The organism is Pseudomonas sp. LB3P25 (assembly GCF_054897985.1).
This window is the reverse complement of sequence record NZ_CM142711.1, coordinates 6,965,482-6,981,160: the sequence shown is the minus strand read 5'-3', so window position 1 is coordinate 6,981,160 and position 15,679 is coordinate 6,965,482. Positions and strand designations below refer to the sequence as shown.

The 15,679-nt window shown below is 60.3% G+C and carries 16 protein-coding genes; 10 read left to right on the top strand and 6 right to left on the bottom strand.

The features are described from left to right. Positions 1 to 12: 12 nt before the first annotated feature. The 4 genes from ACYZTW_RS32170 (at position 13) to ACYZTW_RS32155 (ending at position 3,934) form a co-directional block, all read left to right on the top strand. Positions 13 to 1,167, top strand: coding sequence for a uroporphyrinogen-III C-methyltransferase (locus ACYZTW_RS32170; protein ID WP_462003216.1), 1,155 nt, complete (start codon positions 13 to 15; stop codon positions 1,165 to 1,167). Next, on the top strand, positions 1,164 to 2,402 hold the full coding sequence (locus ACYZTW_RS32165) for a heme biosynthesis HemY N-terminal domain-containing protein (protein WP_462003215.1): 1,239 nt from the start codon (positions 1,164 to 1,166) through the stop codon (positions 2,400 to 2,402). The genes ACYZTW_RS32170 and ACYZTW_RS32165 overlap by 4 nt, the downstream gene beginning before the upstream one ends. Positions 2,403 to 2,745: 343 nt before the next feature. Next, positions 2,746 to 3,297, top strand: coding sequence for a disulfide bond formation protein B (locus ACYZTW_RS32160; RefSeq protein WP_462003214.1), 552 nt, complete (start codon positions 2,746 to 2,748; stop codon positions 3,295 to 3,297). 178 nt (positions 3,298 to 3,475) lie between these two features. Beyond that, positions 3,476 to 3,934, top strand: a complete 459-nt coding sequence (locus tag ACYZTW_RS32155) for an Rsd/AlgQ family anti-sigma factor (RefSeq protein ID WP_033053386.1) — start codon at positions 3,476 to 3,478, stop codon at positions 3,932 to 3,934. A 63-nt stretch (positions 3,935 to 3,997) separates the two neighbouring features. On the opposite strand, the gene ACYZTW_RS32150 is transcribed toward ACYZTW_RS32155, so the two are convergent. Continuing rightward, complete coding sequence (locus tag ACYZTW_RS32150) at positions 3,998 to 4,663, bottom strand: FKBP-type peptidyl-prolyl cis-trans isomerase (RefSeq protein WP_462003213.1); 666 nt, start codon at positions 4,661 to 4,663, stop codon at positions 3,998 to 4,000. Positions 4,664 to 4,855: 192 nt separating this feature from the next. Here ACYZTW_RS32150 and ACYZTW_RS32145 point away from each other — a divergent pair, with 192 nt between their 5' ends. After that, a complete protein-coding gene (locus tag ACYZTW_RS32145; protein ID WP_462003212.1) occupies positions 4,856 to 6,010 on the top strand; it encodes an AlgP family protein in 1,155 nt (384 codons plus the stop codon). On the opposite strand, the gene ACYZTW_RS32140 is transcribed toward ACYZTW_RS32145, so the two are convergent. Next, on the bottom strand, positions 6,007 to 6,471 hold the full coding sequence (locus ACYZTW_RS32140) for a TIGR02444 family protein (protein WP_462003211.1): 465 nt from the start codon (positions 6,469 to 6,471) through the stop codon (positions 6,007 to 6,009). The two genes, ACYZTW_RS32145 and ACYZTW_RS32140, sit on opposite strands and share 4 nt — an antisense overlap. 50 nt (positions 6,472 to 6,521) lie before the next feature. On the opposite strand from ACYZTW_RS32140, the gene abc-f reads away from it, so the two are divergent. From abc-f to ACYZTW_RS32125, 3 genes are all read left to right on the top strand, one after another. Beyond that, on the top strand, positions 6,522 to 8,432 hold the full coding sequence (gene abc-f, locus ACYZTW_RS32135) for a ribosomal protection-like ABC-F family protein (RefSeq protein ID WP_462003210.1): 1,911 nt from the start codon (positions 6,522 to 6,524) through the stop codon (positions 8,430 to 8,432). After that, positions 8,432 to 9,013, top strand: a complete 582-nt coding sequence (locus ACYZTW_RS32130; protein WP_462003209.1) for a mechanosensitive ion channel domain-containing protein — start codon at positions 8,432 to 8,434, stop codon at positions 9,011 to 9,013. Before abc-f ends, ACYZTW_RS32130 begins: the two co-directional genes overlap by 1 nt. A 164-nt stretch (positions 9,014 to 9,177) precedes the next feature. Continuing rightward, complete coding sequence (locus ACYZTW_RS32125) at positions 9,178 to 9,810, top strand: LysE family transporter (protein ID WP_462003208.1); 633 nt, start codon at positions 9,178 to 9,180, stop codon at positions 9,808 to 9,810. A gap of 66 nt (positions 9,811 to 9,876) precedes the next feature. On the opposite strand, the gene ACYZTW_RS32120 is transcribed toward ACYZTW_RS32125, so the two are convergent. From ACYZTW_RS32120 to ACYZTW_RS32105, 4 genes are read right to left on the bottom strand one after another with little or no spacing between them, the layout of a single operon-like run. After that, a complete protein-coding gene (locus ACYZTW_RS32120) occupies positions 9,877 to 10,620 on the bottom strand; it encodes a penicillin-binding protein activator LpoB (RefSeq protein ID WP_462003207.1) in 744 nt (247 codons plus the stop codon). A 3-nt stretch (positions 10,621 to 10,623) separates the two neighbouring features. Next, positions 10,624 to 11,214 (bottom strand): penicillin-binding protein activator LpoB, encoded by a 591-nt coding sequence (lpoB, locus tag ACYZTW_RS32115; RefSeq protein ID WP_462005873.1) that lies wholly within the window; start codon positions 11,212 to 11,214, stop codon positions 10,624 to 10,626. 23 nt (positions 11,215 to 11,237) lie between these two features. Further along, positions 11,238 to 11,612 (bottom strand): YcfL family protein, encoded by a 375-nt coding sequence (locus tag ACYZTW_RS32110; RefSeq protein WP_046045107.1) that lies wholly within the window; start codon positions 11,610 to 11,612, stop codon positions 11,238 to 11,240. Between the two features lie 12 nt (positions 11,613 to 11,624). Then, positions 11,625 to 13,022, bottom strand: a complete 1,398-nt coding sequence (locus ACYZTW_RS32105) for a COG3014 family protein (protein ID WP_462003206.1) — start codon at positions 13,020 to 13,022, stop codon at positions 11,625 to 11,627. Between the two features lie 166 nt (positions 13,023 to 13,188). On the opposite strand from ACYZTW_RS32105, the gene ACYZTW_RS32100 reads away from it, so the two are divergent. Both ACYZTW_RS32100 and ACYZTW_RS32095 read left to right on the top strand, forming a co-directional pair. After that, positions 13,189 to 15,087 (top strand): FTR1 family protein, encoded by a 1,899-nt coding sequence (locus tag ACYZTW_RS32100; protein ID WP_462003205.1) that lies wholly within the window; start codon positions 13,189 to 13,191, stop codon positions 15,085 to 15,087. 106 nt (positions 15,088 to 15,193) lie between these two features. Next, the gene (locus ACYZTW_RS32095) at positions 15,194 to 15,649 is read left to right on the top strand and encodes a YaiI/YqxD family protein (RefSeq protein ID WP_150632076.1); all 456 of its coding nucleotides are present in this window, start codon (positions 15,194 to 15,196) and stop codon (positions 15,647 to 15,649) included. The last annotated feature ends 30 nt before the right edge of the window (positions 15,650 to 15,679 follow it).

The following is a 15,679-nucleotide window of genomic DNA, read 5'->3' as shown; positions in this document are numbered from 1 at the left end:
AAGGATGGATACGTGAGCGAAACAGCCTTGCCTAAAGATGACGTCCAGCCAGTGCTCGATGCACCGGTTGAAGCACCGGTTGAAGCCGGGCCACCTGCTGCAGTGCAGCGCCGAGGCAATGGGCTGGCAATCGTCGCGCTGCTGCTGGGCGCTGCCGGTGTCGCCGTGGGCGGTTGGGGAGTCTGGCAGGTGCGTTACCTGCAAGCCAATACTCAACTGCAGTTGAGTCAGGTCCAGGCATTGAACGACCAGGCGCAGGACCTGAAGCTCAATGAACAACGCCTGACTGCTCGCCTGGAACAAATGCCTGCCGCTGACGTGCTTGATGCGCGCAGTCGTTTGGTTACTCAACTTCAAGGCGATCAGCAACGCTTGAATCAGCGTCTGGAAACGGTTCTCGGCGCCAGCCGCAAGGATTGGCGTCTGGCCGAGGCCGAGCACCTGCTGCGTCTGGCCAGCCTGCGTCTTTCCGCGTTGCAGGACATCAGCAGTGCCCAGGCTTTGGTACAGGGCGCCGATGAAATTCTGCGCGAACAGAACGACCCGGGTTCTTTTGCCGCTCGCGAGCAAGTGGCCAAAACGCTGGTGGCATTGCGTGGCACCGAACAACCGGATCGCACCGGCCTGTTTCTGCGGCTGGGGGCGCTTCGCGATCAGGTGATCAGCCTCACAGAGCTGGCACCTGAGTACAAGGACCGTGGCGAATCCCTGTTGGGGCTCACCGCCGATGGCGACGGCGCCAGTCGCTGGGCGCAATGGTGGGATCAGATCTCGCGCTACATCCGCATCGACTTTAACGCCGACAAAAATGTGCGTCCGTTGCTGGCCGGGCAGAGCCTGAGCCAGGTGCGCCTGGCCCTGAGCCTGGCGCTGGAGCAGGCGCAATGGGCCGCGCTCAATGGCCAGGCCGCGGTTTATACCCAGGCGCTTACCGAAGCGCGGGACGTACTCAAGGGCAACTTCAACCCGGACAACCCTCAGAGCAAAGTGATGCTTGAGCAGGTTGGCGAGTTGAGCAAGCAGCCGGTCACCGTCGTCACGCCAGACCTGACCGGCACGCTGAGTGCGGTTCAGGGGTATCTGGAACGGCGTAATGTCAACGCCGAAGACTCGATCAAACCGATGGCCAAACCTGCCGCGGACACCGCTCAGGAGGCAACACCATGAAACGCCTCTATGTGATCGTGTTCCTGGTGATCGCCGCTGCCGCCGCGCTCGGGCTGGCGATTGCCGAGCATTCCGGTTACGTGCTGATCGCCTACAAAAGCTTCCGTTACGAATCGAGCCTGTGGGCAACCCTGGCGTTGGTCGCCGTGCTCTGGCTGGTGTTCTGGGGCATCAAGGCGTTGGTCGAATTGGTGACGACCTCCAGCGGCGTGGTCAATCCCTGGTCGCGGCGCAATCGCAGTCGCCGGGTGCAGGTGGCGATTGAACACGGTCAGCTGGATCTGGCCGAAGGTCGCTGGGCCAGTGCGCAGCGTCATCTGCACCGGGCAGCGGAAGCCGAGCGCCAGCCTTTGCTTTACTACCTCGGTGCTGCCCGGGCCGCGAACGAACAAGGTCAATACGAGGAAAGCGACAACCTGCTGGAACGCGCTCTTGAGCGACAACCCCAGGCAGAGCTGGCGATTGCCCTCAGCCACGCACAATTGCAGACCGACCGCGGCGATACCGAAGGCGCCCTGGTGACCCTGCAAGCCATGCACGAGCGTCATCCTCATAACGTCCAGACCTTGCGCCAGTTGCAGCGCTTGCACCAACAGAGGGGCGACTGGTCTGCCGTGATTCGCCTGCTGCCGGAGCTACGCAAGGACAAGGTCCTGCCACCGGCCGAGCTGGCCGAACTGGAACGCCGGGCCTGGGGTGAGAACCTGTCCCTGGCGGCGCATCAGGAAGAAGACGGGACGGTCGGCTTGCAAGCGCTCAATCGCGCCTGGCAGCAGTTGACCTCAGCTCAGCGTCAGGAGCCGCAACTGGTGCTCGCTTATGCCGAGCAACTTCGGCAACTGGGTGCTCAGGTCGAGGCCGAAGAGATCCTGCGAACGGCACTCAAGCGCAACTACGACAGTCATCTGGCGCGCCTCTACGGACTCGTTCGCGGCAGTGATCCGGCACGTCAACTGCACACCGCCGAGAGCTGGCTCAAGGACCATCCGGCCGACCCGAGCCTGTTGCTGACCCTGGGGCGCTTGTGTCTGCAAAGCAGCCTGTGGGGCAAGGCCCGGGACTATCTGGAAAGCAGCCTGCGCATGCAACGCAATCCGGAAGCCTGCGCGGAACTGGCGCGGCTGTTGGCGCAGCTGGGTGACACCGAGCGCAGCAATCAGTTGTTCCAGGAGGGCTTGGGCTTGTTGGACGAGCGCTTGCTGGCGGCACCGTTGCCGGTTCCGGCTCACGCCTGATTTCTGCCCCTGTAGAGCTGGCGCAGCCTGCGTTCGGCTGCGCAGCAGTCGCAAAACAGACACCACGGTTTGGTCAGGCGAGTCGCATAAACCTGGACGACTGCTGCGCAGCCGAACGCAGGCTGCGCCAGCTGCTACAAGGGGCGGGAATCGCTTCGAATCCGCCACTGTTTCAGCGTTGTAATCCTTCGCCGGCAAAGTCCTACAGAGGACTACACCTAATCCTCTCGTTCCTGTCGGGATTTCCCTACACTTCTGTTGAAGTGTCCCCGCTGGCCTGCCTTGAAAGGCTGGCGCGCTTTCCTCTACCGTAACCGCCTGTCTCTACTGTTACGGAAATGCCATGTCTTTGGCCTGCTCACGCTCCTTGTTTTTCATGGCTTTCATTGCAGGTGCCCTGGCCCTGGGCGTGTCCTATTACCTGGAATATGCGGTCGGCCTCAAGCCTTGCGGGTTGTGCCTGTTGCAGCGCTTTTGCCTCGCGTTACTCGTGGGTATCTGCCTGATGGCTTCAGTGCATGGGCCGGGCCGCTTTGGCTCTTTCCTGTATTGGATGCTCGGTCTGCTTTGCAGTCTGGCGGGTACGGTCACGGCGTGGCGGCAGGTGTTGCTGCAGAGCGATCCAACGCATCAGCTGTTGACGTGCTCGCCCAATCTGGCAGTTCAGTACGAGGACATGCCTTGGTTGTGTCAGGTCACGCAGATGTTTAAAGGGGAGGCGGAGTGCGCGGAGATTTCCTGGACACTGTTCGATCTGAGCATTCCTGAGTGGAGTCTGCTGCTCTTCATGGCGATGACGATTTTAGGTATTTATCAGTTGCTGCGCCTTGTCTGGAAAGCCTGTCAGCGACCGCTCAGCGGCGGTTCGTCGCACCGGGCGCTGGCGGGTGATTAAACACTTGTATGAACTTTATCTCCTGCGTACCTTGAAGCCATTGTCGCGCGGGCATAATCTGGCCCGCACGTGTCATTGGAATTATGTTGCTCGAATGACGCTCTGCCTGGCCGATGCTTGACCTTCAAGTGTGCGACGGGTGTAGGGCAGCATGACCCACAAGGGAAGAGAGATCACCATGCTCGAAAGTTGTCAGAATGCTCAAGAACGCTGGGGTGGAGTGCATCTGCTGATCGATCGCTGGTTGCAGGAGCGTCACGAACTGGTTCGGGCCTATGATGCTCTCGGCGCCAAGCCTGAGGCGCTGGGCGAAAACCGAAAGCCATTGCAGGAATTCTGCGGAGTGCTGGTCGATTACGTATCTGCCGGGCATTTCGAGATCTACGAACAGCTGACCGGCGAAGCCAAGGCGTTTGGTGACACTCGCGGGCTCGAGTTGGCCGAGACCATCTACCCTCGCATCGACGTTATCACCGAGAAGCTGCTCGCGTTCAACGACCTGTGTGATGCAGGTCAATGCGTGGCAGAGAAATTCAAAGAGCTGGGCGGTCTGTTGCACGAGCGCTTCGAACTGGAAGACTGCCTGATCGAAGTGCTGCACACCGCTCACAAGGAAGAGGACCCGGTTCAGGCCTGAACCCCCTTCCTGCAATACCTCATAAAACGGTGCGCTATGCGCGCCGTTTTTCGTTTCCGGTATTCAGCTTGTGGCACCGCGCAATTCGACTTCGAATACCAGCGGTGTGAACGGCGCAATCAGGTCGCCGGCACCCTCGGCGCCATAGGCTTCAGCCGATGGAATCACCAGGCGCCATTTTGCGCCGACCGGCATTTGCTGCAACGCGCTGCGCCATCCGCTGATCACACTGTCGAGACTGAACCACTGCGGCTGACTGTTCTGATCGAACACCGTGCCATCGGGAAGGCGACCGATATACAGCACCTGGACTTTGCCGTTGGGACCTGCTTTGGCGCCAGTGCCTGGCGCCAACTCCGTAAGCAATACTCCATCTGCCAGCTCACGAACGCCCGGTCTGGCTTTTTCCTCGGCGAGAAAAGCCTGCTCTTTTTCGAGGGCGACTTCGCTTTGCGGCAGGGGCGGTTGCAAGGCAACCTGGGCTTCGTGCTCGGCAAGAATCTGCTCGATCTGCTCATCTTTCAGCGCCAGGGGTTTGCCTTGATAGGCTTGTTGCAAACCTTCGATCAGCGCCTGAAGTTGCAGATCGGGAACCTCCTGGCGCAGGCGTTCGCCGAGGCTTGCGCCCAGGCTGTAAGAGAGATCATGAGTGTCATTTTCTTTGGTTTTTTCGGCGGCCTGAGCCACGGAAAAAAACACGCACAGTGATAAAAAAAGGTAGCGCGACATGGGCACTCTCCGACCTGAGATGCGGGGGATTATGCCAGTGTGAATGCGCTCTACGGTGAACTGGTTTTGCGCAAGCGAAGAAGAATTTCAATCCGTTGCAACACAGCGCTTTGGATACTGTCAACATGCCCTAGCGGCGGTAGCAGCAGAGGTCTAGTATGAGCCGCACCCACGTCAGCCAGGAGGTAAATCATGTCGGCCACCAAGAAGCCTGTAAATACTCCGTTGCACTTACTCCAACAACTCTCGGGCAGCTTGCTCGAGCATCTGGAAAACGCTTGTTCCCAAGCCTTGGCTGATGCTGAAAAACTGCTCGCCAAACTGGAAAAGCAGCGCGGAAAAGCGCAGGAAAAATTGCACAAGTCCCGTACCAAATTGCAGGACGCTGCGGCGGCCGGCAAGGCCAAGGCACAAGCCAAAGCCAAGGGCGCGGTGAAGGAGCTTGAGGACCTGCTCGATGCCCTCAAGGATCGTCAATCGGAAACTCGCAGCTACATTCTGCAACTCAAGCGCGATGCTCAAGAAAGCCTGAAATTGGCCCAGGGCGTCGGTCGTGTACAAGAGGCTGTCGTCAAGGCGTTGTCCCTGCGTTCAGCCAAGCCTGCTGCGGCTCCTGCCAAAAAAGCCGCTGCCAAACCGGCTGCTGCAAAAGCACCGACCAAGTCTGCTGCCAAACCAGTTGCCAAAGCACCGGTGAAAGCCGCAGCAAAACCAGCAGCCAAGCCAGCAGCAAAACCAGCAGCGAGAAAAGCAGTCGCTGCCAGCGCTGCGAAACCGGCTGCTAAAACGACGGCTGCCAAGCCTGCCGCAGCCAAATCTGGTGCTGCAAGAACTGCTGCTGCCAAACCCGCCGTGGCGAAAACTGCCGCTGCAAAACCGGCTGCAAAACCAGCTGTAAAAACGGCCGCTAAACCCGCAGCAAAACCAGCAGCCAAAACTGCAGCAGCGAAACCTGCTGCGAAGCCGGCCGCCAAATCTGTCGCGGCTAAAACCGCTGCAAAACCTGCTGCGAAAACTGCGGCCAAACCCGCTGTAAAAGCAGCGGCCAAGCCGGCCGCTAAACCAGCCGCTAAACCGGCAGCCAAACCTGCTGCGGCTAAACCTGCCGCTGCTGCCAAACCGGCCACCGCCAAACCCGCTGCCAAGCCAGCGGCGGCGAAGCCAGCTGCAAAACCAGCAGTGAAAAAACCTGTTGCCGCCAAGCCGGCCGCCGCGCCAGTTGCCAAGCCAGCCAACCCGGCTCCGGTAGCAACGTCTGCTTTAGCAGCAGCCACCTCGACAGCCACGCCAGCGCCAACGCCGGCCGCCGCATCGATCGCAGCAACCACCCCAACCAGCGCTTCCTAAGTGCCGGTTACCGCGACGCGCAGCTGATGCAGCGCGTCGCGGTGCAGGTGGGCGGCATTCGCCGTCACACCTTCCAGCCAGGCCGATAGCTCGGTCACCTCACACTGCGGCCAACTCTGTGCCGATCGCTCCAGCCGCAACAACAGATGTCGTTCGGCATCGAGCTCCACTGCCTTCACTTGTTCGCGCAACGTCGTCAGCTCGGCATCCTCAGTCGCGGCGGCTTTCCATTGCAGGCGCAAGGCTCGCAGCGGTCGCACGACATCCGCGTCCCAAGGTTCGGCCAGGCTGCGTAGCTGCTGCAGTCGTTGCGCGTTACAGGCCACTCCTCGCTGCTCCAGCCACAATCCACAGAGCAACAGGCACACATTGACGCCCGCCGACTGTAATCGCAGGCATGCGCGTTCAACCCCGGGACGGGCGTAAGTACTAAGGGAAAAGCTCCACAGGTCAGAGGACATAGTGCTACTCGCGCCAGTTGCGAGCGAAGCTGGTAGACTCCGCCGCCATTATGATTCGACTTCAGAACCTGACTTTACAGCGTGGCCCGCAACGTCTGCTAGAAGACGCCGAGCTGACCCTGCACGCCGGCCACAAAGCCGGCCTCATCGGTGCCAACGGCGCCGGCAAATCGAGCCTGTTCGCCTTGCTTCTGGGTGACCTGCACCCGGACTCGGGTGATTGCTTCCTGCCGGCGGACTGGCGCATCGCCCACATGCGCCAGGAGATCGACACCCTCGATCGCGTGGCGGTCGACTATGTGCTCGATGGCGACCTGCGCCTGCGCGAGGTGCAACGCGACCTTGCCGCCGCCGAAGCGGCCCATGACGGTACCGCTCAGGCCCGCCTGCACTCGGAACTCGACAGTGCCGACGGTTACACCGCCGACGCCCGAGCGCGCAAGTTGCTGGCAGGGCTTGGGTTCACCAACGAGCAAATGGATCGCCAGGTAGGAGATTTCTCTGGTGGTTGGCGGATGCGTCTGAACCTGGCGCAGGCTTTGATGTGCCCCTCGGACTTGTTGTTGCTCGACGAACCGACCAACCACTTGGACCTCGACGCCATCATCTGGCTCGAAGAATGGCTCAAAAGCTATCCCGGCACCCTGATGCTGATTTCCCACGACCGGGACTTCCTCGATGCCGTGGTCGATCACGTGGCCCACGTCGATCAGCGCAAGATCACCCTGTATCGCGGTGGTTATAGCGCCTTCGAACGCGCCCGTGCCGAACGTCTGGCCCAGCAACAGCAGGCCTACGAGAAGCAGCAAGCGCAACGTGCGCACATGGAAAGCTACATCGCCCGTTTCAAGGCCCAGGCCACCAAGGCCCGTCAGGCCCAGAGCCGGATCAAGGCGCTGGAGCGGATGGAAGAGCTGTCCGCCGCCCACGTCGATTCGCCGTTCGATTTCGTCTTCCGCGAATCAGTGAAAATCTCCAGCCCGTTGATTGACCTCTCCGACGCCCGACTGGGTTACGGCGAGCGGGCTGTGCTGGAGAAGGTCAAGCTGCAACTGACCCCCGGTGCGCGGATCGGTTTGCTCGGCCCGAACGGTGCCGGTAAATCGACCCTGATCAAAAACCTTGCCGGTGAACTCGAGCCGTTGTCCGGCCGACTGACCCGTGGCGAGAACACTGTCGTCGGCTACTTCGCTCAGCATCAACTGGACTCCCTCGACTCCAAGGCCAGCCCGTTGCTGCACATGCAGCGCCTGGCGCCGACCGAGCGCGAGCAGACCCTGCGCGACTTCCTCGGTGGTTTCGACTTCCGCGGCGCGCGTATCGATGAGCCGGTGCTGAATTTCTCCGGTGGCGAAAAGGCTCGTCTGGCGCTGGCATTGATCGCCTGGGGCCGGCCGAACTTGCTGCTGCTCGACGAACCGACCAACCACTTGGACCTGGAAATGCGCCTGGCGCTGACCATGGCTCTTCAGGAGTTCAGCGGCGCGGTACTGGTGGTCTCCCACGATCGTCATTTGCTCAAAAGCACCACCGACAATTTTTATCTGGTGGCGGACGGCAAGGTCGAGGAATTTGACGGCGACCTGGAAGACTACACCCGTTGGCTGGTGGACTACCGCCAGCGCAATGCGCCCGTCAGTAACACGCCGGTCAATCCAGACAAGACCGACAAGAAGGCCCAGCGTCAGGCCGCCGCTGCGTTGCGTCAACAGCTGGCGCCCCACAAGCGTGAGGCCGACAAACTCGAAGCCGAACTGGGCAAGCTGCACGAGAAACTGGCGAAGATCGATACCAGCCTCGGCGACAGCGATATTTACGAGCCGGCGCGCAAGAACGACTTGCGTGATCTGCTGGCCGAACAGGCCAAGCTGAAGGTCCGTGAAGCCGAGCTGGAAGAAGGCTGGATGGAAGCGCTGGAATTGCTTGAAAGCATGCAGGCGGAGCTGGAAGCGCTGTCCTGATGGAAGCGTTCAAGCTGCCATTGCCTGCTGTGTGGATCGAGCCGATCTGGCTCTTCGTGCAGATCCTGCTGATTCTGTTGGCGGGATATGTTGCCCAGCGCTGCGTCGCCAAGTGCCTGACTCGCCTGGGTGAGCGTTATCCGTTTCCGCCACAATTGCTGATGCCGCTGCGCGGTGGTCTGCGCTGGCTGATCATGGGCAGCGCGCTGATCTTCGTGCTGGAACGCCTCGGGGTGTCGGCGACGGTACTCTGGACCGCGTTGTCCGGGTTTGTCGCGGTAGCGGCAGTGGCGTTCTTCGCCATGTGGAGCGTACTCTCTAATCTGCTGTGCGCAATCCTGATCTTCACCGTCGGCCCGTTTCGCCTCGGCGACGTGGTCGAGTTGGTGGACACTACCGACAAGCCCGGCGTCAAAGGCCGGGTCGTTGCGATCAATCTGCTCTATACCACGCTGATCGAAGCCGAAGAACTCGGCACCGGCAGCGCCATGGTGCAAGTGCCCAACAGCCTGTTCTTCCAGCGCTCGGTGCGACGCTGGCGTGGCAGCGATGTATTCCCTTCCAGCGGTTTCGAAAAGTAAGCCTTCTGTTGCCTGACATATAGCTTTCGCGAGCAGGCTCGCGAAGGGGCCTTAATGCTGTAAACGCTGGTCGGCCGTCGCCCTGTCCCGCAAAAAATCGGTAGTCATCGGCCCAAAGCCGCATTAGCTTAGACGTCTGTCACGAGTCTGAGTCGAGGTGTGCGATGGAGCTTCAAACGTGGCTGGCGTTTTTTGCCGCCTGCTGGGTGATCAGTCTGTCTCCCGGTGCCGGCGCCATTGCGTCGATGTCCAGCGGTCTGCGATACGGTTTCTGGCGCGGTTATTGGAACGCCTTGGGCCTGCAGCTGGGCCTGGCGGTGCAGATTGCGATTGTTGGTGCCGGTGTTGGCGCGATTCTTACGGCGTCGGCCACGGCCTTCTATGCGATCAAATGGTTCGGTGTCGCCTATCTGGTTTACCTCGCGATCAAGCAATGGCGTGCGCTGCCCAGCGACATGAGCGATGACGCGGCCGTGCGTCAGATTGGCAAGCCGATGGCCTTGGTGTTCCGTGGTTTTCTGGTGAACATCAGCAACCCCAAGGCGCTGGTGTTCATGCTGGCTGTTTTGCCGCAGTTCATTGATCCGCATGCGCCGCTGCTGATCCAGTACCTGATCATTGGTGCGACCATGGTCTGCGTTGATCTGATCGTCATGGCCGGTTACACCGGGCTGGCGTCGAAGGTGCTGCGGATGTTGCGCACGCCCAAGCAGCAGAGACGCATGAACCGCACGTTTGCCGGGCTGTTCATTGGTGCGGCGGCATTCATGGCGACCCTTCGCAAAGTGGCTGTGTAAAATCGTCAGGCACAAAAAAGGCGACCTCTTCAGGTCGCCTTTTTTCATTTTGGCGAGGGTCCGGGATCAGCGCAGAATCACCGGCGCGGTATCCGGTGGCAGCTCATTGAGCTGTGCCGGTTGTCCTGACGGCTCATAACTTCCATCCCCGAGCTGTTCGCTCAATTGTCGGGCCACATCCTCGCCCAGAGACCGGGAAACTTCACGCACCACCCGCGGGCGGTTCAATGAAACGTGGATATCCCGGTCGTTCACCAGTTTGGTGTCCTGAGCCTCGCCCATGGCGGTAAAGGCCGACGTTATCTCGTAAGTCCTGGTGTTGATCAGGCTGAAGTCGGCCACCAAGGTCAGTGCCAGCACTGCCGAATAGCTGTCGGTATTGGCCAGCTCGTTCATGTCCTGGGTGAAGTCGATGTCCGACAGCGTGCCGAACAGCACGTAGTCCGCACCCTTGAAGTGGCCGGCCTTGATGCGCTTGATTACGTCATACACATCGCTTTTGGCGCTGGCGGTGTAGGGCGTGCCCTGAATCAGCTGGAACATCCCGGTCTTGAGCATCTGCCCTTTGATGTCACCACTGAAACGGCGGATTTCGGTCTGTTCCAAATAGCTGTTCTGCGTCGTGTACTCGTCATAACTGGACGAGCCACTGGCGCCGTAGTAGTCCTGCTGATGATTGTCCCTGGCCGAGATCACGTGGACGTATTGATCCACGCTGGCCTCGTAGGCAAGGTCGGTGACGGCGATTTTCGGGGCCGCCTGGACGCCAACGGCGCAGGCCAGGGCCATGATGCCAATCCATGCACGCATTGTTCAGCGCTCCGTGGTTTTGCGGATTTCTTTCTCGTCCATCCACTCGGCCAGCCCGCTTTCGACGTCGACCAACTGCAGGCTGAATTTGTAGAAGACGTCCTTGTAATCATTGCTGCGCTTGACGATTGAGCTGATCGAGCCTTCCAGACGATATCGGGCGGCGATCATGTTGCCGGTTTTGGCCACGGTGCTTTTCTTGTACAGGCCGCTCTGGTTTTGCAGCTTGAGCTGATCAACCTGGCTTTGCATATCGGTGTTGTCGCTGGCAAAACGCGCGGTGCCGGAGTGCATCAGCTGCGTTTTGATCGACGTGGTGATTTCGCGGGTGTCGATGTACTCGCTGGTCTTGTTCATCACGTCGTACACCTGAACCACCGGACGGCCTTTCAGAACCCCGGACTGCGCGAGGGAGCGGGTCATGCTCTCTGCAATCATCTGCAGGTCGGTCGAGCCGAATTCGTTGGTCACCAGTTCCACGGCTTTCGGGTCGCCGTAACTGATGTTGCCACTGCCCAGCACCGGCGAGCGGTTTTCGGCGCAGCCACCGATCAGCAGCGCAGCCAGGGCAAGGAGCGAAACGCGTACAAACATGGGCAAGGTCTCAAGTGGTCGGTTCACGGCGTATTGATCTCCAGGCGGAAATCCACGGCTTGGGGCACGGGAGCGATGGCCGGCAGGAAGCTGGTCTGCTCGGCATACAGGGTCAGGCTTTTCCAGGTGTCGGCTTCGGCCACGGGAAAGCCTTCCGGTCCCAGCCAAAGATAGCGGTAATACAGCGTTCGGTTGTGGGTGTCAGTGTTGCTCAACTGCGTGTTGATGGTCAGGAAACCGTTTTCCCTGGCCATGCGCATCGGGCCGATGGCCACGTTCTCGATCGGTCCGGTGGCCATGACTTTGCTGGCGGCACTGCCCGGTTCCGGCGGAGGTGGCGGGGTGGCGCAACCGGCCAACAGGGCCAGCGCGACAACGGCGAAGCATTTCAATCCCATGAAAATCTCCGTTCAGGGTTGGGCAGGGCTGATTGCAGCCTGCGGTGCGGGAAGGGTATCGAGCTGCAGGGTGACATCGGCGGCGAATCGGCGGTCACCCACCGCGCGCAGGCTGAAGGCTTGATGTGTCTGATCCAGCTTGAACCTGACCGGTGCAGCGTCCGGTGCGTTGGGCAGCGTCAGTTGGTGCTGGCCTTTCTTGAGCCGCAGGCGGGCGACCAGCGTCTTGTCCGGCAACGTACGCCAGCCGCGGGTATCGGCATCCTCGCGTTGAAGCTGCTGCAGGAGCGTTTCCTCAAGCTTTTCGGGTCTGTGCTTTTTCAGATAGGCCAGGTATTCGACATTGGACCGGGCACGATGGAGCGTGCGCTGGATAATACCCGGCATGTCATCACGCAAGGTGCGCCGCGACATATCACCAAAGCTGTTGAGCAATGTCAGCTTGTGTTTTTTGCTGTCCACCATGATGAAGTCCACCGGTGGCGTGGAGGTGTCGGGGACGAGGATCGGGAACGACATGTTGGTGATGTAGGTTTCACCTTCGACGTCCACCGAAATCGGCACGCGCACCGAACTGCGCGCCGGCGCCAGGCCGGTTTGCACGATCAGCAGAACGTCGACCTCGCCGGCCTTCAGCGGGGATTTGGCCAGGTTGCGCAAGGCTTGTTCGAGCAGCGGCGTATTGGGGCGCAGCTCGATGGCCTGGCGATAGCCCGGCGCGGCGAGGTCTTTCTCGTTCAACGATTCATAAATGAAGCCGGCGAGGTAATGGCTGAACGCACTCTGGTAGCTGTTCTTCAGCGCGATCACTTCGGGGGCGTCGAGGGTCGCTACCGGGTAGCCCTGAAGGTCCTGGAATTTCATCGCGGCCCCTTCTTCCTTCGCCTGGTTTTCCAGTTCCAGGTATTGCTTGTCACGTTTGTCGGCAATGGTTGCTTCGCGCTCGTGGGTTTTCTTGATCATGACGCGCGCCAGTTCCGTTTCAGAGCCGGAGAGCAGCATCAGGGCCATTTGCGTGGTTAGGGCGACTCTCTCGAAATCGTAGCCATCGTATAAGCGCACCTTGTCGTTGGCGCTGTAACTGTTGAACTCGGTGAATTTTTTGAAGGGGACGAACATGGGCGAATTGTCCCACCCTTCGATCAACCGGTCGGCGTAGTCCCAATGTTGATAACTGTCGGGGAAATTGCCGGTGAGGCGCAGCAATTCGCCTTTTTCGAAGTGGTAAAGCAAGTCGCCCGGGGGAATGGGATTGTTGCGGTCGAGTACGGCAACCGCACCGTCGAGCTGCCCGGCCTTGAAATACTCGAGTGTTTCGCCCAGCTCCGCGTTGTAGTCACGCAGGGTGGGACAGCCGCTCAGTAGCAAACAGGCACTGAGTACAAATATGAAGCGCAGGCGGGTGGCCATTTGCTGTGTGTCTTCCTTGAAAACAAGCCGCCATGAGGCGGCAAATTATAGACTTGGATGATGGCACTTTGTTCCTCTACCTCAGCGGCCGCCGCAGACAAAGCTTGAGTGAAAGTCATTGGAAGTGAACAATGTGTTACTTCGTATTTCCAATTGAGATTCATTCATGACTGCCCCGTCCCGTTTCCTGGCCTGGTTGGTATTGCCGCTGTTTGCCCTGTGCAGTTTCAACCTGCTGGCCGACACCGTGGAAGGCGCGCCACAAGCGCTGCATTTGCTCGATTACATCGGCGCGGATTACCCGGAAACGGTGCAAGCGGGCAAGGTCATTAATGAGTCCGAGTACCAAGAGCAGCTGGAATTTATCAAGGCGCTGCAAGGCTTGATCGCCGCGATGCCGGCCAAACCGGAAAAAGCCGGACTGGAGCAGGGCATCAGCTTGCTGCGCACCGCCATCGCTGCGCGTCGGGACGCAACGGACGTCGCCCGTCAGGCACGGCAACTCGGTGCGAAGCTGGCGGTGACCTATGAAGTCAGCCAGGCGCCGATCATTACGCCGGATCCGACCCGTGGTGCGCCGCTGTACGCTCAGCATTGTTCGGTTTGCCACGGCGACGCGGGTGCCGGGGATGGCCCGGCAGGTGTCGGTCTGATACCGCCACCGTCTAATCTGCGTGACACGGCGCGGCTGGATCACCTGAGCCTCTACGCGATCTACAACACCTTGGGCCTCGGCGTCGAAGGCACCGACATGCCCGCCTTCGCCGATCAGTTGGACGATCGTCAGCGTTGGGACCTGGCGACCTACATCGCCAACTTCAGCGCCGACCCGACAGCTGCAAAATCCGAAAAGACCTACAACATCGCCGACCTGGCCCGTCAGACTCCCGCAGAAGTGCAGGTCGCCGAGGGGCCGCAAGCGGCGGCGACCTTCCGTGCGCAGCGGGCGCAACCGCCGCAGGTCAAGCGTGGCCCGGCGCAGTTGCTCGACTACACCGCCGCAACGCTGGACAAGAGCCTCTTAGCCTACCGTGCCGGTGATCACGATCAGGCCTATGACCTGTCGGTGGCGGCTTATCTGGAAGGTTTCGAACTGGTCGAAAGTTCTTTGGATAACGTCGACGCCAATGTGCGTAAAGACACTGAAAAATCGCTGATGGCTTACCGTCAGTCGTTGCAGGACGGTTTGCCGGTGCCCCAGGTCCAGCAGCGTCTGGACGCGGCCAAGGCCAAGTTGAAGACGTCTGCCGGCCTGCTGGGCAGCGATGGATTGAGCTGGTCTCTGAGCTACATCTCCGGTTTGTTGATTCTGTTGCGCGAAGGCCTGGAAGCGATTCTGGTGCTGGCGGCGATCCTCGCGTTCCTGCGCAACACCGGCCAGCAATCGGCGGTGCGCAGCGTCAACGTCGGTTGGGGTCTGGCGCTGCTGGCTGGCATCGGGACTTGGGCGTTGGCGGCGTATGTGATCGATGTGAGCGGCTCGCAACGCGAATTGCTGGAAGGTGCGACGGCGTTGTTTGCCGCCGTCATGGTGCTTTGGCTCGGCGTGTGGATGCACGACCGTCGTCACGCGGCGGCCTGGCAGGATTACATCAAGAGCAGTCTGGTGGGCGGCGGTGGGCGTTTCGGGTTTGCGACGCTGGCGTTCTTCTCGGTGTATCGCGAGCTGTTTGAAGTGATTCTGTTCTACGAGACCTTGTGGCTGCAGGCAGGTCCAGCGGGCCATAACGCGGTACTGGCGGGTGGTGCGACGGCGTTGGTGTTGCTGGTCGGTCTGGCTTGGGTGATTCTGCGTGGCTCGGCGAAGCTGCCGCTGTCGCTGTTTTTCAGTATCAATGCCGGCCTGCTGTGCGCGTTGTCGGTGGTGTTTGCCGGGCATGGCGTGAAGGCGTTGCAGGAAGCCGGGATTTTCGGCACCCGGCCGGTGCCGTTCTTTGACTTCGACTGGCTGGGGATCCACGCTGATGCGTATTCGCTGAGTGCGCAGGCGGTGGCGATTATCGCGATCATCGTGCTGTATAGCCGTAGTCGGCTGGCTGAGAAGCGGCGGGTGCAGGTTTCTTAAAAGCATTTGCTGCGCTCACAATCGCGAGCAAGCTCGCTCCCACAGGATTGCGTATAACCTGTGGGAGCGAGCTTGCTCGCGATTTTTTTTGGAAGAGGACAACAAAATGCGTGTGTGGATCGATGCCGACGCCTGCCCGCGGGCGGCCAAGGATCTGGTGGTGAAGTTCGCCCTCAAGCGCCAGTTCGAAGTGGTGCTGGTGGCTGGTCAGCCGCAGATCAAGCCGGGCTTGGCCCTGGTGAAGCTGATCGTGGTGCCGAGTGGTCCGGATGCCGCCGACGACTACCTGGTGGAACATGCGGTGCCGGGTGAGCTGGTGATCTGCAGCGATGTGCCGCTGGCCGACCGTCTGGTGAAAAAGGGCGTTGCGGCGCTGGATCCACGGGGCAAAGAGTTCGATGCGCAGAACATGGGCGATCGGTTGGCGGTGCGTAACCTGTTCACCGATCTACGTGAGCAGGGGCAGATGAGCGGCGGGCCAGCGCCGTTTGGCGAGCGTGAGAAGCAGGCGTTTGCCAATGCGCTGGACCGGATACTCACGCGGCTTTCCCGCAAAGCCTGAACGAACACTGTTCCTGTGGCGAGGGAGCTT